At 67.7% G+C, this 18,664-nt stretch carries 15 protein-coding genes; 11 read left to right on the top strand and 4 right to left on the bottom strand.

Annotation, left to right across the window (positions count from 1 at the left end; genetic code table 11):
- The first annotated feature begins 228 nt into the window (after window positions 1-228).
- The 6 genes from Sa4125_RS03710 (at window position 229) to pdeM (ending at window position 7,418) form a co-directional block, all read left to right on the top strand.
- A complete protein-coding gene (locus tag Sa4125_RS03710; protein WP_224007506.1) occupies window positions 229-1,059 on the top strand; it encodes an SDR family oxidoreductase in 831 nt (276 codons plus the stop codon).
- A 224-nt stretch (window positions 1,060-1,283) separates the two neighbouring features.
- Window positions 1,284-2,210: a methyltransferase domain-containing protein gene (locus Sa4125_RS03705; protein WP_224003776.1), complete on the top strand. Its 927-nt coding sequence runs from the start codon at window positions 1,284-1,286 to the stop codon at window positions 2,208-2,210.
- A gap of 117 nt (window positions 2,211-2,327) precedes the next feature.
- Entirely contained in the window at window positions 2,328-2,981 is a 654-nt protein-coding gene (locus tag Sa4125_RS03700; RefSeq protein ID WP_224003774.1) for a YitT family protein, read from the top strand.
- Between the two features lie 89 nt (window positions 2,982-3,070).
- Entirely contained in the window at window positions 3,071-4,000 is a 930-nt protein-coding gene (locus tag Sa4125_RS03695; protein ID WP_224003772.1) for a DMT family transporter, read from the top strand.
- A 17-nt stretch (window positions 4,001-4,017) separates the two neighbouring features.
- Window positions 4,018-6,507 carry a ligase-associated DNA damage response DEXH box helicase gene (locus tag Sa4125_RS03690; RefSeq protein ID WP_224003770.1) on the top strand — a complete coding sequence of 830 codons (2,490 nt, stop codon included), beginning with the start codon at window positions 4,018-4,020 and terminating at the stop codon, window positions 6,505-6,507.
- Between the two features lie 194 nt (window positions 6,508-6,701).
- On the top strand, window positions 6,702-7,418 hold the full coding sequence (pdeM, locus tag Sa4125_RS03685; protein WP_224003768.1) for a ligase-associated DNA damage response endonuclease PdeM: 717 nt from the start codon (window positions 6,702-6,704) through the stop codon (window positions 7,416-7,418).
- Window positions 7,419-7,458: 40 nt separating this feature from the next.
- Here pdeM and Sa4125_RS03680 read toward each other — a convergent pair whose 3' ends face one another.
- The 4 genes from Sa4125_RS03680 to Sa4125_RS03665 all read right to left on the bottom strand — a co-directional run bounded on the left by Sa4125_RS03680 (window position 7,459) and on the right by Sa4125_RS03665 (window position 13,645).
- Window positions 7,459-7,962: a DUF3429 domain-containing protein gene (locus Sa4125_RS03680; protein WP_224003766.1), complete on the bottom strand. Its 504-nt coding sequence runs from the start codon at window positions 7,960-7,962 to the stop codon at window positions 7,459-7,461.
- Between the two features lie 2 nt (window positions 7,963-7,964).
- A complete protein-coding gene (locus Sa4125_RS03675; protein WP_224003764.1) occupies window positions 7,965-8,801 on the bottom strand; it encodes a TIGR02186 family protein in 837 nt (278 codons plus the stop codon).
- On the bottom strand, window positions 8,798-9,727 hold the full coding sequence (locus Sa4125_RS03670) for a sulfite exporter TauE/SafE family protein (RefSeq protein ID WP_224003762.1): 930 nt from the start codon (window positions 9,725-9,727) through the stop codon (window positions 8,798-8,800). The genes Sa4125_RS03675 and Sa4125_RS03670 overlap by 4 nt, the downstream gene beginning before the upstream one ends.
- Before the next feature lie 138 nt (window positions 9,728-9,865).
- The gene (locus tag Sa4125_RS03665; RefSeq protein ID WP_224003760.1) at window positions 9,866-13,645 is read right to left on the bottom strand and encodes an SEL1-like repeat protein; all 3,780 of its coding nucleotides are present in this window, start codon (window positions 13,643-13,645) and stop codon (window positions 9,866-9,868) included.
- Window positions 13,646-13,852: 207 nt separating this feature from the next.
- Here Sa4125_RS03665 and Sa4125_RS03660 point away from each other — a divergent pair, with 207 nt between their 5' ends.
- The 5 genes from Sa4125_RS03660 (at window position 13,853) to Sa4125_RS03640 (ending at window position 18,589) form a co-directional block, all read left to right on the top strand.
- Window positions 13,853-14,404, top strand: coding sequence for a MerR family DNA-binding transcriptional regulator (locus Sa4125_RS03660; protein WP_224003758.1), 552 nt, complete (start codon window positions 13,853-13,855; stop codon window positions 14,402-14,404).
- A 363-nt stretch (window positions 14,405-14,767) separates the two neighbouring features.
- Entirely contained in the window at window positions 14,768-16,564 is a 1,797-nt protein-coding gene (locus Sa4125_RS03655) for an acyl-CoA dehydrogenase C-terminal domain-containing protein (RefSeq protein WP_224003756.1), read from the top strand.
- A gap of 38 nt (window positions 16,565-16,602) precedes the next feature.
- Window positions 16,603-16,836 carry a hypothetical protein gene (locus Sa4125_RS03650; protein WP_224003753.1) on the top strand — a complete coding sequence of 78 codons (234 nt, stop codon included), beginning with the start codon at window positions 16,603-16,605 and terminating at the stop codon, window positions 16,834-16,836.
- 158 nt (window positions 16,837-16,994) lie between these two features.
- Window positions 16,995-18,203, top strand: coding sequence for an acetyl-CoA C-acetyltransferase (locus tag Sa4125_RS03645; RefSeq protein WP_224003751.1), 1,209 nt, complete (start codon window positions 16,995-16,997; stop codon window positions 18,201-18,203).
- Between the two features lie 5 nt (window positions 18,204-18,208).
- Window positions 18,209-18,589 carry a cupin domain-containing protein gene (locus Sa4125_RS03640; protein WP_224003749.1) on the top strand — a complete coding sequence of 127 codons (381 nt, stop codon included), beginning with the start codon at window positions 18,209-18,211 and terminating at the stop codon, window positions 18,587-18,589.
- Window positions 18,590-18,664 lie beyond the last annotated feature (75 nt).

Below are 18,664 nucleotides of genomic sequence, written 5' to 3'. Positions count from 1 at the left end.
ACCCGGCAGGAACGATCCCCATCGACGTCGGCTTTGTCCCTCAACAAGGAGAGACACTTCATGACTGATACCAACCGCCGAATCTTCCTGGCCGGAGCGGCACTGACCGCGACAGCGGCCGCGACCCTCGGCGCCGGCACCGCCGCCTCCGCACAGTCCAACCCTCCCGTCACCGCCCCGACCACGCCGGCGGCCGGTGCCTATCCCAAGCCGCCTTATCCGACCGACATGCAGCCTTGGCCGGGCCTCGCCTCCAAGATGAACCCGCGTCCCGACCATGGCGAGACGAGCTACAAGGGCTCGGGCCGGCTCGCCGGCAAGAAGGCCCTCGTCACCGGCGGCGACAGCGGCATCGGCCGTGCCGCGGCAATCGCTTACGCCCGCGAGGGCGCCGATGTCGCGATCAACTATCTCCCCGAGGAGGAGCCGGATGCCCGCGAGGTGATCGCCCTGATCGAGGCGGAAGGCCGCAAGGCGGTCGCCATCCCCGGCGACCTTCGCGACGAGGCCTTCTGCCAGAGCCTCGTCGAGCAGGCCGCGGACCAGCTCGGCGGGCTGGATATCCTCATCAACAATGCGGCGCGCCAGCAGACCCGCCCCGACATCGCGTCGATCTCGTCGAAGGATTTCGACGACACGATGAAGACGAACATCTACGCGCCGTTCTGGCTGACCAAGGCTGCCGTCGCGCGGATGCAGGCGGGCGCGGTGATCATCAACACCTCATCGGAGCAGGCCGGCAGCCCCTCCGCGGACCTCATCGACTACGCGATGACCCGTGCGGCCGTTCTCAACTTCACGAAGGGCATGGCGAAGCAGCTTGCGCCGAAGGGCATCCGCGTCAACGCGATCACTCCCGGCCCGTTCTGGACGCCGTTGCAGGTCAGCGGCGGCGCGACAGTGGAGAAGCTGCGCACCTTCGGCAGCGATGCCCCGCTGGGACGCGCTGGACAGCCGGCCGAGATCGCCGGGCTTTACGTCGCGGCGGCAGATCCTCTGCTTAGCTTCTCGACGGGGCAGATCTTCGGCGCCACCGGCGGCAACGGTCAGCCTGCCTGATGCGGCATCGTGACGGCCCCGGCCGTCGTTCTGAGACACCGGCAGAGGCCGTCCTACGGGGCGGCCTCTTTTTTGTCCGAACGGTCCACTGCGCAGAATGGCGGCGTAGCTTTCCGCGTTCGCTCCGCAGGACCCGCCGGCAATCGTGGCATCCGAAGGACGGACTTGCCGCTTGAGCGCCGCCCATTTCCGGCGCATATGCCGGGCTCCACGGAGCCCCCGGCATGCACCTCTCTTCGTCCGGCGACGCGCTCGCCGATCGCCGTGCCGACTACGCCCTGCGGTTGTCGGAGGCGGGTGATGTCGGCGCGGCGGCGGATTTGATGAGCCAGGCGCTGGAGCTCGCACCGTTCTGGACCGCCGGCTGGGTCGCCCTTGGCGGTTACAGCGAAAAATCCGGAGCCATCACGGCGGCGATCGCGGCCTATGAGAAGGCCCTGACGCTCGACCCGGCCGACGGCGAGGGCGCCGGGCTGAAGCTCGCTTCGCTCGGCGCGGCACCGATGCCGCAGACCATGCCGCCGGCCTTCGTTCGCGGCCTGTTCGACCAGTATGCCGAGCGCTTCGAGACCTCGCTCGTCGACCGTCTCGGCTACCGCATGCCGGAGCAGCTGTTTTCCGCCCTGCAGGGCGTCGCGGGCACCGAGCACCGCTATCTCCGCGCTTTGGATCTCGGCTGCGGCACGGGGCTTGTCGGCGTGCAACTGCGGCCCGTGACGGCATGGCTCGAAGGCGTCGACCTCTCTCCGGCCATGCTCGGCAAGGCGCGGCGCAAGGCCGTCTACGACCGTCTGACCGAGGCCGACATCACCGCCCTTCCCCCTGCTGCGACAGGCTTCGATCTCGTGACGGCGGCGGACGTCCTCAACTATGTCGGCGACCTCACCACCATCGTCGCCGCGATCGCAAAGATGCTCGTGCCGGGCGGGCTGTTCGCGCTGTCGCTGGAGGCCCATGACGGCGACGAGCCTTACCTGCTCCTGCCCTCGCTGCGCTTTGCCCATGCGCTTGCGCCCGCATGCCGTCTGGCTGAAGCCGCGAGCCTGTCGCTTCGCCACCAGTCGCGCGTCCTCCTGCGCCGTGATCGCGGCGTGCCGCTGGACGGTTTCCTTCTGATCTTCGAACGGGACGTGGCCATTCCGTCGGGATAGCGGGCCTCGCGGCGATCGCCGGTACAAGTTGCCCTGGGGACGCTGGCCGAGACAGCCCGACTCGCCTATCGTCTTCGCACCTGCAGCATGACAGCACACGGACGGAAAGAGACTGCAATGGCCGACGAGACGATCGCCCGCAGACGCCTGCGCGGGTTCGGCAACTGGCAGGCGACGGCGACGCGGCATACGCCGCTGGAGGATGCGCAAGGGCTCTTCACCGGCACGGTCCTGACCGCGCTCGGCATTTCGATCCTCGCCCATCTCGGCCTCCTCACCGGCGGCACGGCGGGCCTTGCCTTCATCCTGCACTATGCGACGGGCTGGAATTTCGGCCTCCTGTTCTTCGTCGTGAACCTGCCCTTCTATTTCCTCGCCGTCCGCCGCATGGGCCTTGCCTTCACGGTGAAGACGTTCGTCGCCGTCGCCCTTCTCTCCCTCCTCACCGCCGTGCAGCCGGCGCTCCTCGCCTTCGGCACCGTCGACCGCACCACCGGCGCCGTTCTCGGCGGCCTCCTGATGGGTTTTGGCCTCCTCGCGCTCTTCCGCCACCGCACCAGCCTTGGCGGCGTCGGCATCCTCGCGCTCTACCTGCAGGACCGCTTCCACTGGCGCGCCGGCCTCACCCAGCTCGCCATCGACCTCTCCGTCCTGGCGCTCTCCTTCACCGTCGCCGACCCCGTCTCGATCGCCTTCTCGATCCTCGGCGTCGTCGTCCTCAACCTGTTCCTCGCCATCAACCACCGGGCGGATCGTTATATCGCGATGTGAGCGTCGGCAGGGATTCGTCCGGTGGACGCCGGTCGGCGCCCTATATGGGTGGATTCGCCGCGTCCAACGCGTCCCATAATGAGACCAGAATGCCGTCTACGCTTCTCATGACCGCCCTCGCGATGCTGGCCTTTGCCGGCAACTCCCTTTTGGCGCGGCTGGCCTTGGCGGACGGGGCGATCGATGCGGCGGGCTTTACCGGGGTGCGGCTGGCATCGGGCGCGCTGGTTCTGGCCGCGATCCTGTTCGCGGCGCAGCGGCGGACCGCAGGCCTTTCAGGCGATGGCTTGCTTGCAGACCGCGATGCGGGACGGGCTTCTGCTGCGCCCGCGGCAGCACGGGTCGGCCGATGGGCCGATCATCTTGCCGGCAGCTGGATCTCTGCCCTCGCCCTCCTCGTCTACGCGCTCGCCTTCTCCCTTGCCTATCGCGAGATCGGCGCGGCGGTGGGTGCGCTGGTGCTGTTCGCCTCGGTGCAGGCGACGATGATCGGCGACGGGCTGATGCGCGGCGAGAAGCCACGGGGGCTGGAAGTGGCGGGACTGGTGCTGGCCTTCGGCGCCTTTGTCGTCTGGATCGCGCCGACGGCGGCAACCCCGGCGATCACGGGTGTCGTCGCCATGATCGTCTCGGGCGTCGCCTGGGGCGTCTATTCGCTACGCGGACGGCGGATGGGCGGCGATCCGATACGGGAGACGGCGGGCAATTTCATCCGCACCGTGCCCGTCAGCCTGCCGCTCGTCGCCGCCTCGGCCTTTGCCGGAGGGCTCGAGGCGTCCGGCGTGTCGATCGCGCTCGCCTCGGGGATCCTCGCCTCGGGCCTGGGCTACATCGTCTGGTACCAGGCGCTGCCGGGGCTGACGCCGACACAGGCGGCGATCGTGCAGCTTTCGGTGCCGGTCCTCGCTGCCTTCGGCGCCATCCTCTTCCTCGGTGAAATGGCGACGCTGCGTTTTGCGCTGGCCGCGGCTGCGATCCTCGGCGGCATCGCGCTGGCTCTGGCGGCTCGACCGCAATGAGGACGGACCCAACCGGGATGCCCGCCCTCCCCGCGCCTTTCCGCGACTGGTTCGCGCGAAAAGGCTGGGCGCCGCGGCCGCATCAGATGGATCTTCTCGCCCGCGCCGAGGCCGGGGCGTCGGTGCTGTTGATCGCGCCGACGGGGGCGGGCAAGACGCTGGCGGGGTTCCTGCCGGCGCTGGTCGATCTCACGCGGCGCGGGCGGCCGAAGCCGGGGACGCGGCCGCGTGGCATCCACACGCTCTACATCTCGCCGCTGAAGGCGCTCGCGACCGACATCGAGCGCAATCTTTCCGCACCCGTCGCCGAGATCGGCATCAAGGTGACGCTGGAGACGCGCACGGGCGACACCAGCCAGGGAAAACGCCAGCGCCAGAAGCTGAAACCACCGGACATTCTCCTGACGACGCCGGAGCAGCTGGCGCTGTTGATCGCGGCGAAGGACGCCCGCGCCTTCTTCTCGGACCTGCGCTACGTCGTCTTCGACGAGCTGCACTCGCTGGTGACCTCGAAGCGCGGGCAGCTGCTGGCGCTCGGCCTTGCCCGGCTGCGGCAGTTGCAGCCGGATCTTCAGACCATCGGCCTGTCGGCGACGGTGTCGGAGCCGGACGACCTTCGGGAATGGCTGGTCGGCCAGGCGCCCGGCACCGCGCCGCTCGCCGAACTCATCACGGTCTCCGGCGGCGCCAAGCCCGATATCACGATCCTTACCTCGAAGGAGCGCGTGCCCTGGCAGGGCCACACGGCGCGCTATGCCATGCCCGAGGTCTACGAGGCGATCCAGGCGCACAAGATGACGCTGCTCTTCGTCAACACCCGCAACCAGGCGGAAAGACTGTTCCAGGAACTGTGGCAGATCAACGAGGAAACGCTGCCGATCGCCCTCCACCACGGGTCGCTCGACGTCCAGCAGCGGCGCAAGGTCGAGGCGGCGATGGCGGCGGGAAGCTTGCGCGCGGTGGTCGCGACGTCGACGCTCGATCTCGGCATCGACTGGGGCGATGTCGACCTCGTCGTCCATATCGGCGCGCCGAAGGGCGCCTCGCGCCTTGCCCAGCGCATCGGCCGCTCGAACCACCGCATGGACGAGCCGTCGAAGGCGATCCTGGTGCCGGCGAACCGCTTCGAGGTGATGGAGTGCCAGGCGGCGCTAGACGCCAACTATCTCGGCGATCAGGACACGCCGCCCCTGCGCGACGGCGGGCTCGACGTCCTCGCCCAGCACGTCCTCGGCATGGCCTGCGCCGAGCCGTTCCGCGCCGACGACCTCTATGCCGAGGTGATCTCGGCCGCGCCCTACCGCGATCTCGACCGCGAAACCTTCGATCGGGTGATCGATTTCGTCGCCACCGGCGGCTATTCGCTGCGGGTCTACGAGCGCTACGCCAAGATCGTCCTCACCGAGGACGGCACCTGGCGCATCAGCCATCCGCGCATCGCCCAGCAGTACCGGATGAATGCCGGCACGATCATCGAGGCGGAATCGCTGACGGTCCGGCTGATCCGGCGCAAGACGCCGGCGGCCATGGCGCGCGGCGGGTCGGTCCTCGGCAAGATCGAGGAGGGCTTTCTGGAGATGCTCGGGCCCGGCGACACGTTTCTCTTTGCCGGCCTCGTGCTGCGCTTCGAGGGCATCGTCGAGAACACCTGCCTCGTCACCAAGGCGGTATCGGAAGACCCGAAGGTGCCCTCCTATGCCGGCGCGAAATTCCCGCTCACCACCTATCTCGCGGCACAGGTGCGCGACATCCTCGCCGATCCGATGCGCTGGGGCTCGCTGCCGGAACAGGTCCGCGACTGGCTGAAGATCCAGAAGCGCAAATCGATCATCCCGCGCGCCGACCAGCTTCTGATCGAGACCTTTCCGGCGGGAAAGCGCTTCTTTATGGTCGCCTACTGCTTCGAGGGCCGGGCCGCGCACCAGACGCTCGGCATGCTGCTCACCCGGCGGCTGGAGCGGGCGCGGGCAAAACCCCTCGGCTTCGTCGCCACCGACTACGCGCTGTCGATCTGGGGCCTCGGCGATCTCGGCGCAATGATTAAGGATGGGTCGCTGTCGCTCGACGGCCTGTTCGACGAGGACATGCTGGGCGACGACCTCGACGCCTGGATGGCGGACTCCTACCTCCTCAAGCGCACCTTCCGGCAGTGCGCCGTGATCGCCGGCCTGATCGACCGGCGCCATCCCGGCCAGGAAAAGACCGGCCGCCAGGTCACGGTCTCCGCCGACCTCGTCTACGACGTGCTGCGCGCCCACGAACCCGACCACATCCTCCTACGCGCGACCTGGGCGGATGCGGCGTCCGGCCTTCTCGACGTCCAGCGCGTCTCGGACCTCCTCGCCCGCATCAAGCACCACATCGTCCACCGGGACCTTCCCGAGATCTCGCCGCTCGCCGTGCCGATCATGCTGGAGATCGGCCGCGAGAGCGTCGTCGGCGAGGCGCGCGACGAGCTCCTGTCGATCGCCGCCGAGGCGCAGCTGATCGAGCAGGCGCTGAGCTGAACCCCACCAGGCGGGCGCGACCAGGTGAAGACACCGTCGGCGCGTGGCCGATATCGCGCCGCCGGGCAGCGGTGCTCGGCCCTCCCGCGACCCGGCGACGGTCACCGTCCCGATTGCGCGATTTGCCGCCTTGCCTTTGCCGCGAAGCATGAGTCGATAGAGGCAGAAACGAATCACGGGGAATGCAGGGCCGAATGAATGCAGTCGTGCGCCGGATGCGGCAGGCGGAGTGCGAAGGCCATGCGGCGGCGCTGAACGGCGGCTCGGTCGTGTGCGATCCGTCGGGCGCGCTCTATTGCCCGGACGAAAGGCTGCTGGTCGTCTCCGACCTGCATCTGGAAAAGGGCGCAGCCTTCGCGCGGCGCGGCATGATGATGCCGCCCTACGACACGGCGGCGACGCTGGCGCTCCTCGGGGCCGTCATCGGCCGTTACGATCCGGCCCGCGTCGTGTGCCTCGGCGACAGCTTTCACGATCGGCACGGCGCCGCCTTCATGCCCGCGGCCTATCGCGAGATCCTCGTCGGGCTGATGGCCGGGCGCGACTGGACCTGGATTTCCGGCAATCACGATCCCGAGCCGCCGGCCTTTGTCGGCGGGGAGACGCTCGGCGAGATCGCGATCGGCCCCTGGCACTTCCGGCACGAGCCGCGCGGCGGGGCGCGACCGGGAGAGGTCGCGGGCCATCTCCACCCCATGGCGCGCGTTGCCGGCGGCGGTCGCAGCGTGTGCGGCGCCTGTTTCGCCACCGACGGCGAGCGGATGGTGATGCCCTCCTTCGGCGTCACGACGGGCGGGTTGAACGTCCTCGACCGCGCATTTCACGGCCTGTTCCGGACTGACCGGGCCATGGCCCATGTCATTGGCGTCGCGCGCATCTATCCGATCCGCTTCCGCGCGCTCTGCCACTGACGCCGATGGCGGGCTCTCCACAAGCCCGCGCGGCATCCTGTCAAAGCGTCGAGAAATAGGCCGCGACCTCACAGAGGACGACGATCGCCGTCAGCACCAGGCGCAGACGGCCGAATTCCGGCGGCAGCTGGCCCCGCCTCGTCGCGGCGAAGTCCCAGACGCCCTGTCCGAGGAAGGCCAAGGCAAAGCCGGCGAAACACCAGGGCGCCGGTGCCAGGAGAAGCAGCCAGGCAAGGATCGAGGGCACGACCGAGAGCATCAGCGTCGTGCGCTGCGGGTTTTGGCCCATCAGCGAGGCGCCCCAGCGAATGCCGCCAAGGAAGGAGAGGATCACCGCGCTGTAGCCGGCAAGGCCAAGCTTCAGCGTGTCGAAGGCGATGAAACTGCGTCCGGCGTAGACCAGCAGCACCGACAGGGCGAGAAAGGGCAAGAGGCCGCCGAGGCCGAGGATCCACAGCGTCCTGACAGGGGCGAGCCCCCCGGCCGCCGGGCCGCCGTCGGCGGAAAAGTCGGTGCTGGGCGGGTGCTGCAAGGCGTCCGTCATGATCAATCCCGCTTGAAGACCAGCCTGCCGAACCAGCCCGTCACGATCGCCAGGAGGACCGCGAACACACCGTACAGAAAGCCGTAGCGCTTCGCGAGGTTCGAGACGGTCGTCTCGAATCCCGACTTGACCACCCGCAGCGGTACGTCGCGCTCGCGCAGGAAGACGCCGTTTCGAAAGAGGAAGGCGCGGGCGGTGTGGAGGCCGACAGGAAGGTCGGCGGGCAGTGCGAGGTCGGCGCGGAACAGTGTCGCGCTGACGAACTCGATCGTTCCGAAGGACTGCTGGTACAGCCCGCGGCTGATCCGGATCCGCCGCATGGCGGTCGCATATTCGTCGCGGTTGGGCGCGACCGAGGCCGCATCGCGACCGAGATCGGTGCGAAGGCTCTCGATGCCGATCGAGAGCTGGTCGAGCAGCTTCTGCGGCGCAATGTCGGTGAGTCGCCGCGTCGAGGCGAGCGTGTAGGAGGCCGGCGCGCTGTTGAAGGTCTCCGAACCACTGTTGACCCAAAGGCCCAGCACGCGCTCCTTCTCGCGCACCACCAGCGGCGTCTTCGGACCCTCCAGGACGACGACGATGTCGTAGCCGCCCTGGCGCAGCACCCGGCCGTCGGCATTGTCCAGCGCGCCGAAGACGACGAGCCGGGCGCCACTGAAATTGGAGGCGATGACGATCTGCTCGGTCGACAGGCCGATCTCGAAGGTCTCGTTCAGTCCAGGCGTCTCTTCCGCCTGGGCCGGAATGACCTGCGCCATCACCTTCGACTCCTGCGCCCGCGCAAGCTCCGCTGGCAAGAACAGCACGATCGCCGCGATGGAGAAGACCAGCGCCCTCACTTGGCCTCTCCACTCGGCAGACTGATCGAGTAGATGTCGCTGGGGTAGATCACCAGCTCGATGCCGAGACGCAGGCACACCGCCAGCACCAGGAGCGCCAGCAGCGCCCGCAGCTGCTCGCCGCGCAGCTTGCGGCCGGCCTGCGCACCGAACTGCGCCCCGACGACGCCGCCGAGCATCAGGAGAAAGGCCAGGACGACGTCGACCGTCGTGTTCGTCGCGGCCTGCATGATGGTCGAGATCGCGGCGGTGAAGATGATCTGGAAGAGCGAGGTGCCGATGACGACGCTGGTCGGCACACGCAGGAGGTAGATCATGGCCGGCACCATGATGAAGCCGCCGCCGATGCCGAGCACGGCGCCCAGAATGCCGATGATGAAGCCGAGGCCGAGGACCGGAATCACCGAAACGTAGAGCTTGGAACGCTGGAAGCGCATCTTCAGCGGCAGGCGGTGGACCCAGTTGTGCTGGCCGTGGCGGCGCACCTCGCCCGAACCGCCCGCATGGACGCGGCGCATGGCGTTGACGCTCTCGACGAGCATCAGGAGGCCGACGGAACCGAGCAAAAGGACGTAGAGGATGGAGATGACGAGATCGAGCTGCCCGAGACGTCGCAGCAGCGTGAACAGCATGACGCCGAGGACGGAGCCGACCGCCCCGCCGACAAGCAGCATGAAACCGAGCTTCAGGTCGATCGTGCCGCGCTTGTAGTGCGCGAGCGCGCCCGAGAAGGAGGCGGCGATGACCTGATTGCCGCCGGTCGCGACGGCGACGGCCGGAGGAATGTTGTAGAAAATCAGCAGGGGCGTGATCAGAAAGCCGCCGCCGACACCGAACATTCCGGAGAGAAAGCCGACAGCCGCGCCCATGCCGATGATCACCAGCATGTTGACGGAGATTTCGGCGATCGGCAGGTAGAGGTTCACGCGGCCATCGTTCTTGGGTTCGGCGCCCCTTGTCACATGGCGGCGGAGACCAGATCCGTCAGGGACCGACCTCCAGCATGCCAAATCCGGCGCGCGCTCTCGGTACGCGCCGAACCTAGCGGAAATATCCTAAGAACTTTAGCCGTTCTTGCGGGCCAGCAGTGCGCGGATCAGCGTCTCGTCGATCCTGCCGTTGGCGGTAAGGCCGGCCTCCTTCTGGAAGGCCTGGATCGCGGCCGTGGTCTTGCCGCCGACGACTCCGTCCGGCGTGCCGGCGTCGTAGCCGAGCTTGCCGAGAATGGCCTGGATGTTGCGCACCGCCCTCGTCATGTCGACGGATGCCGTATGGTCGTCGCCAGGCTTCGTCCACTCCGGCGGAAGTTCCACGGTGTTCGCCGACCCGATCGTCTCCTGCGGCGCCCATTGGGCGATCACGGCGTCGGCGGTCGTCCGCTGGGCGGGCGTCAGCTGATCGCCGATCTCCTTCTGCTTGGCCGCGGCGTCCTTGTCGCCGGCATTGGCGACGACCCCGAACCACTTGTAGGATTCGGGCAGGTTCTGTTCGACCCCGGAGCCACGGGCGTAGAGGATGCCCAGATTGTACTGGCTGTCGCGCATGCCATGACCGGCGGCCTTCTCGAACCATGTCGCGGCCGTTTCCGGCTCGGACTTGCCGTCGACGCCGGTGGCATAGAGCACGGCGAGATTGTGCATCGCCCGGACATTGCCCTGGTCGGACGCCAGAATGTACCAGTCGCGGGCAGCGCCCGTGTCGCGTGCCACACCGTTGCCCTTTTCGAACAGCGTGCCGAGGCTGTACTGCGCCGGGGCGAAGCCACGCTTGGCCGCCTGGCCAAACCAGTTCAGCGCACCGGCCGGATCGGGCTGCTTGCCGCGCCCCTCGAGCAGCCTGAGGCCGACCTCGAACAGAGCCTTCGGATCGCCCGTCTCGGCGGCGGAGACGAGCGCCGGCGTGCCGATGTCCTGCGGTACCGCAGGAATGGCGCCGGATGCGGATGCCGGCAAACGGGAGACGGCGCTGGCCAGGATCGTGGCCGAGTCGCGCTCCGCCGACCCCGGCTGCGAAATCGCGGCCTGCGCCGCAGTCGGCGAGGCCGCGTTCGACGCAGACGCATTCCCGGTCGAGACGGGCGGCACGGGTGCGGAGGGAGACGTCGCGCCGGAGTTCGGCGCGGTTTTCGGTGTCAGGGCCAATGGCGTCGGCGCGAGCGGAGACGGCGCTGCCGATCCCGTGACGGTCGCGGACGGAGCCGCAGCGTTGGCGGTGGCTTCGATCTGCGGGCCGTCGGCACGCTCCGTCGAGGGCGCCAGCAAGGCCTTGCCGATCGGCATCGCCGCCAGGGCGACCAGCACCGCGGTGACAGCCATCAGGATGGTCTTGCGCCGGCGCGACAGAAGCGCGGTCAGTCCTTCGCGGGTCGGCTTTGCCGAGCCGGGGAAGGAGCGCAACGTCTCGGCCTCGGCCACCGCGGCCTTGGCGGCGCGCCGTGCCGCGGCGCGCGTTTCGGCCTCGCCGACCGCTTCGCCGCCGCCCTCGATCTTGCTGCGCTGCTGCAGGCGCACGCGTTCGAGCAGGGCACCAATGTCGGGGGCTCCCGAGCCCGGCTCCAGCGGCCGGTTGGCCTCGCTGCGATCGAGCATGTCCGACGTGTCGAGTGTGGGGGCTTCGAGGCGCTCGCGCTTTCCCGCGTCTGCCATCGGGGCCTGCCGTTCAAGGACCGCCTGGTCGCCAGCTTCGGCCGCAACTTCGGGGGCAGCGCGTCCGGGAAGATGCCGGGCGATCGCGGCCCTGAGACCACGCGGGGTCGCGGCGGCCTCGAAGCCGACACCCACGGGAGCCGGTTCGACAGCCGAGCCGACGGGCGTCGCAATGGCGGCCAAAGGTGTCCGAACCTCGTTGCGGCCATCGCGCGTGAGTTCGGTCTCGATCATTTCGAGCCGGTCGACGATCTTTCGAAGCGTCAGATGGACGGCGTCGAAGACCTGATTCGAGCGGTCGCCAGTGTCCCGCGACAATTGTTCGAGAGAGCGCAGATTGTCCGAAAGCTGCGCGACATGCTCGCTCTGGCGCCGGTCGCCCGCGGCCTGCATGCGCCGTGCGGTCTCGTCGGCAGCTTCCCGCGCGGCGGCGATCAGCGCCTCCCGGTTTTCGTCGAGCCGCTGCTCGACGGCGGCGAGTCGGCGGTCGAAGTCATTGTCGAAATCATCGGCCGACAGCGTGCCGGCGGTGGCGAGATGCTCGGACAGGCGGCCGATCTGGGCCTCCAGCGAGCGCATCATCTCGGTGTCGACCCGCGGCTGTTCGGCCGCTTCGAGCCGCACCGCGAGCGCGGCGAGCCGCGCCTCGATCGCCGCGGTATCGACCTGCGGCCGTTCCCATTCCGCCGACACCGCCTCCAGGCGGTCGGCGAGCCCGGCGATGCGCTCGGACAAGCGGTCGGTCAGCGCGTTGCTGGCGAGATCCTCCACCCGCTGCGACAGTTCGGCGATGCGGGCCGTCAGCGCTTCCTTGTTGTCCTCGGCGGCGAAGCGATCGACGCGGGCGGTCAAGGTGGCGATGCGCGCCTCGATGCGCTCGATCGGCGCCATGTCGAGGGCCGGCGCCTTCAGGTTGGTCGAGATGATCGCCTGCGAGATCTCGTCGAGACGCTCCTCGAGCGACAGGAAATGCTCGAGATCGGCGTCTCCGCCGCGCCGAGCCAAGCTTTCGACGCTCGTGGCAAGAATCTTGATGCGCTCTTCCAACTGGCCGATGCCAAGGCTTGCCGGAAGTCCCGCAAGGCTCGCTTCGATGTGGCCGATGCGCTCGGCCAGCCGATGCACGCTTGATTCGACCTCGCTGGAATCCAGCCGCTTTTCGAGCGCGCCCCAGCGCTCCGCCTCGGCGGGCGAAGTGGAGCCATGCATGGTCTCGAGCTTTTCGCGCATCGTCTCCAGTTCGTCGCGCAGCAGCTTCGACAGCGCTGCCCCGTCGGCACCGGACGCCGGGCCGTGATAGCGGCTCTCGAATTCCTCCCACCGCTTCTCGACCGCCCGCACCTGGTCCTCGCTGGCGAACGATCCGAGCGACTCGCGCAACCGCTCCAACTCGTGCCGCAACTCGTGGCGCGACGCCGGATCGCCCTCTTCCTCGGCCGGATCGCGGCGTCCGACGGACCGCAGCGTGCGATCCATGCCGGTGCGCCTTGTCAGGCCAGCCTGCCCGCGCAGCTCCTCAAGCTCCGCCCGCAAGACGTTCAGGGTCACCCGGTCGGCATCGTCGTCGCCGAGATGGGCAAGAGCGGAAGAGATTTCGCCGATGCGCGCGTCGACCGCCAAGCCGTCCGATCCCGCCAGGATCATCTGGCGCAGACCATCGAGCGAGCGCACCAACGCCTCGACGCGGGAGGTGCTCTGGCCTTTTGCGTCGATCATTTCGCGGCGAAGATTCTGCAGTTCCGTGGCGACTTCCGCCATGACGGAATAGCTGCTGCCTTCGGCCCGCAGCGTGTCGACCTCGCCGACCAGAGCCTCGAAGCGTCGGCTCAAGCCTTGCTCGGTCTCGGCGCCGGCCCGGGTATGAATGCCGCTGTCGCGCGGAAGTGGTGCGGCATTCCGGGCCGTCTGGGGCGCTTCGTCCAGCATCTGCCGACGCATGACGATCTCGGAAACCGCATCGGCCAGAGAGGGGCGCCGGCGCTCGGGTGCGGTACCGACGCTCGGCTGCGTTGCCGCTGGAACGGTTGGTGCCGCCGTGGCACGCCTGCCCGCGAACGAGCCCTCATGCGGCACTGCCGCGCCGGCGGCCGGCGTCATCTTTGCGAGCCGCGTTTCCAGAAGCTCCAGCGAACGATGGAGAGCGGTCAGCGAGGAACCGTCGTCATTGCCACTCGTCGTTGCAGGGTGCGACTTTGCCATCGTTAGCTTTCTCTTGCTCTGCGAGAGCGACCGGGGCCTTCGCGAGATTGCGACACGCACTGCTGCGTTCGACGGCTCTCCGGTGGAGAATAAGCCCCGGGCTGGTGGCCGAAATGTTCGTTAACGTTATAGAAAGCGGGGCATGAGCGAAGCTGGATTTGCCAGCCAATCGACACGGCGTCTTGTTCGCGCCGCATTCCACGAGATATGTCAGCCCATACCCGACGACCCCGCGAATTTTGTCGACGCCCAGGCGCCGGAGCTGAAATCGCCTATGGAATTCAAATGAATAAAATCAGTGACGCCGAATCGATCGGCGAAGACGCGATCCCCTTCGACATCGACTTTCTTCTTGGGCAGAGCGGGTCGGCCTCCACCGACAAGCACGTCTTCCGTATCGGCGACCTCGCCCGCGAATTCGCCGTGACGCTGCGCACCCTGCGTTTCTACGAGGACCGCGGGCTGCTCAATCCGGAGCGACGCGGAACCACCCGGCTCTACTCGCGCCGTGACAGGGTGAGGCTTCGCCTGATCCTGCTGGCGAAGACGCTTGGCTTCTCCCTGACCGAAGCCAAGCAGATGATCGAGATCTATCACGAGCCGAACGGCAAGCGCCGCCAGCTCGAAGTGGCCCTCAAGCGCTTCGAGGAGCAGCAGCAGGTGCTTCTCGATCAGAAGCGCGAGCTGGACGCTTCGATCGAGGCGATGGGCGTGTCGATCGAATTCGTGCGCGATCGTCTGAACAGCACGGGCGCATGAACAACGCCGGCGTCTGAGCGACCTTTTCCCGGTCGCGGCTACCGACACGCGCCGAAACCACCCCCGGAACGATCGGTCGGAATGCCATCGCATTTCGGCGGGCATCGCTGCGTCGACAGGACTGCGAGCCGACCGAGGGGATCGAGACGTCATCTCCTCGCTTCCGACCCGGTCGCAGCAGAATCCTTTGCCCGTGACACAATGTCTCCCGTCATGAGAGCACTCCACTGTCATGGCGGAATGCCGATCGCCCAAAGGTGAGCTCTCCGCATCGGCAACGCTCTTGTGCCGACCGCCCGGAGGCGATATATCGAGGTTCAATTGACGTAAACGTCAAAGTTGGAAGTCTCGGGAGGACAATCCATGCCGACCTATCAGGCGCCCGTCGCCGACACGCTCTTCATTCTCAACGACGTCCTCGGCTTCGAGCGCTACAGCAACCTGCCGGGCTTTTCCGATGCGACGCCCGACATCGTGTCGGCGGTTCTGGGCGAGGCCGGCCGCGTGGCCGCCGAGGTCTTCCATCCCCTGAACCAGTCTGGCGACGCCGAGGGCTGCACGCGCCACGCCGATGGCTCGGTGACGACGCCGACGGGCTTCGGCGATGCCTACGCGACATTTCGAGAAGGCGGCTGGGGCGGCATCTCGGCCGATCCCGCCTATGGCGGACAGGGGTTGCCGCACACGCTGACCGCCGCCATCAACGAGTTCATGTCGTCGGCCAACATGGCCTTCGCGATGTATCCCGGCCTGACCGCCGGCGCGATCGCGGCCATCAGCCTGCACGGCACGGAGGCGCAGAAGCGCCAGTACCTGCCGAACATGATCGACGGCCTGTGGACGGGGACGATGAACCTGACGGAGCCGCATTGCGGCACCGATCTCGGCCTCCTGCGCACGCGCGCGACCCCTCAGGAGGACGGCTCCTACAGGATTTCCGGGCAGAAGATCTTCATCTCCGCCGGCGAGCACGATCTGTCCGAAAACATCATCCACCTCGTCCTTGCGCGGATCGACGGCGCGCCGGAGGGCGTGAAGGGCATCTCGCTGTTCATCGTGCCGAAATTCGTTCTTGGCGCGGACGGCCGTCCCGATCAGCGCAATGGCGTTTCCTGCGGCTCGATCGAAGAGAAGATGGGCATTCACGGCAATGCCACCTGCGTCATGAACTACGACGCGGCAACCGGCTTCCTGATCGGCGAGGCCGACAAGGGCCTGCGCGCCATGTTCACCATGATGAACGAGGCACGGCTCGGCGTCGGCATCCAGGGCCTGGCGATTTCCGAGGTCGCCTACCAGAATGCCGCCGCCTACGCCAAGGACCGGATCCAGGGCCGCGCCCTTTCCGGCGCGAAGGCCCCCGACAAGCGCGCCGACCCGATCATCGTCCACCCCGACATCCGCCGCATCCTGATGACGATCCGCTCGATCAACGAGGCGGGTCGCGCCCTGGTCCTGTGGACGGCGCTGAAGGGTGACCTGTCGCATCTCGCCGAGGACGCCGCCGAGCGGCAGGCGGCCGACGACTGGATGGGCCTGATGACGCCGGTCATCAAGGGCGTCCTCACCGACAAGGGCTTCGACAACGCCGTGATGGCGCAGCAGGTCTTCGGAGGCCACGGCTACATCCGCGAATGGGGCATGGAGCAGTTCGTCCGCGACGCCCGCATCGCGCAGATCTACGAGGGCGCCAACGGCATCCAGGCGCTCGACCTCGTCGGCCGCAAGCTGGCGCTGAACGGCGGTCGCGCCGTGCAGGCCTTCTTCGCCGAGGTCGCCGCCTTCTGCGAGGAGCATCGCGCCGACGAGGCCATGGCGCCCTACACCAAGGCGATCCACAAGGGCTCGAAGGACCTGCAGCAGGCGACGATGTGGCTGATGCAGAACGCCATGATGAAGCCGGACAATGCCGGCGCCGCCTCGACCGACTACATGCACCTGTTCGGCCTCGTGGCGCTTTCCTACATGTGGGGCAGGATGGCGAAGGTGGCGCAGGACAAGCTTGCCGCCGGGGCAAACGGCGATGCAGCCTTCCTCGAGGCCAAGCTGGTCACCGCCCGCTTCTTCATGGAGCGAGTGCTGCCGGAAACCGCGGCGCATCTGGCGCGGATTTCAGCTGGCGCCGACACCATGATGGCGCTGGAGGCGGAGGCGTTCTAGACAAGGGTCCCGTGGAACTGGGAAAGCAGGATCTCGCGATGCTGAGTTTCGACAGCCTGTCCTCTGTGCAGACGCTCGAGCGCGCCGGCGTCGATCGCAAAATCGCCGAAGCACACGCCTCCGTCATGCGGGACGTGGTCATGCAGGAGGTGGTCACACGGGAGACCCTGCGGCTCGAACTGGCGGCTCTCGAACGACGGGTTCTGGTTTCCACCGGCAGCATGTTGGTCGCGGCCGTCGGATTTCTCTCCGCCATGATTGCCTGGTTCTGATGGCGAAAGCTGTATGTTCCGCGGGAGGGCGGTTGCCAGTCCGCGTCAAACGCACAAACACGCCGATGCGGCGTCCCTCCATCTAGGGCGCTTGGACAATGACTGCCGGTGAACGCCCGCTCCGGGCGGCCACGGCGCAGAAAATGGGAGGCTCCATCATGGCCGAAGCGTATATCTACGATCACGTCCGCACCCCGCGTGGCCGCGGCAAGAAGGACGGCGCGCTGCACGAGGTGCCGGCGGTGCGGCTCGGCGCCAAGGTGCTGGAGGCCCTGCGCGATCGCAACGGCATCGACACCGCCAAAATCGACGACATCATCTATGGCTGCGTCGACCCGGTCGGCGAAGCCGGCGCCGTCATCCCCCGCGCCTCCGCCTTCGAGGCCGGCTACGACTTCAAGGCGCCGGGCATCCAGATCTCGCGCTTCTGCGCCTCGGGTCTGGACGCGGTCAACATGGGAGCGGCGAAGATCGCCTTCGGCGCTGACGACCTCGTCATCGCCGGCGGCGTCGAATCGATGTCGCGCGTCGGCATGGGCATGTCGGGCGGCGCCTGGTTCATGGACCCCTCCGTCGGCATCCCCTCCTACTTCATGCCGCAGGGCGTTTCGGCCGACCTGATCGCGACGAAATACGGCTTCTCCCGCGACGACGTCGACGCCTATGCCGTGGAGAGCCAGAAGCGCTCGGCGCGCTCTTGGGAGGAAGGCCGCTTCGACCGCTCGGTCGTGCCGGTGAAGGACCAGAACGGGCTGACCATCCTTGCCCGCGACGAGCACATGCGGCCATCGACCGACATGCAGTCGCTCGGCGCACTCAATGCCTCCTTCGGCATGATGGGCGAGATGGGCGGCTATGACGCCGTCGGCATCCAGGCGCATCCCGAGATCGAGACGGTCAACCATGTCCACCATGCCGGCAATTCCTCGGGCATCGTCGACGGCGCCGCCGCCGTGCTGCTCGGCTCGAAGGAAGGCGGCGCCATCCTCGGCGCAAAGCCGCGCGCAAAGATCCGGGCCTTCGCCAATATCGGTTCCGATCCCGCGCTGATGCTGACCGGTCCGGTCGACGTCACCCACAAGCTGCTCGCCCGCGCCGGCATGTCGCTCGACGACATCGACCTGTTCGAGCTGAACGAGGCCTTCGCCGCGGTGGTTCTGCGCTACATGCAGGCCTTCGACATCGACCACGCGAAAATGAACGTCAACGGCGGCGCCATCGCCATGGGCCATCCGCTCGGAGCGACCGGAGCGATGATCCTCGGCACGGTGCTGGACGAGATGGAGCGCACCGACAAGACGGTGGCCCTCGTCACGCTCTGCATCGGCGCCGGCATGGGTACGGCGACCATCATCGAAAGGGTGTGACACCGATGTCCAACACCGGCTCCATCGCCCGCGAGTTCGAAGCCGTCCGCGAGCAATGGTCGCCACGGGTCGTTGCCGAGCTCAACGGGCAGAGCGTCAAGGTCGCCAAGATTTGTGGCGAACTTGTCTGGCACGCCCATGCCGACGAGGACGAGTTGTTTCTTGTCTGGAAGGGCGCGGTGACGATCCGTTATCGCGACCGGCCGGACGTGCGGCTGGAGGCAGGCGACTTCCACGTCGTCCCCCGCGGTGTCGAGCACAACCCTCTCGCGGCGGAGGAATGCTGGGTCCTGCTGTTCGAGCCGAGCGAGACAAAGCACACCGGCGACGCGATCAGCGAGCGCACGCGGAGCCTTGCCGACCAGCGCGCCCATCTGTCGGCCTGATCGATGGGTCGCGCCGCTCAATCGATCCAGCGCGCAACGGGAAGCCTTTGGTACCGAGGCGGCCGCGCCGACGGG

The sequence above is a fragment of the Aureimonas sp. SA4125 genome (assembly GCF_019973775.1).
In the GTDB taxonomy this organism is placed as follows: domain Bacteria; phylum Pseudomonadota; class Alphaproteobacteria; order Rhizobiales; family Rhizobiaceae; genus Plantimonas.
This window is presented reverse-complemented; position numbering and strand designations above follow the sequence as displayed.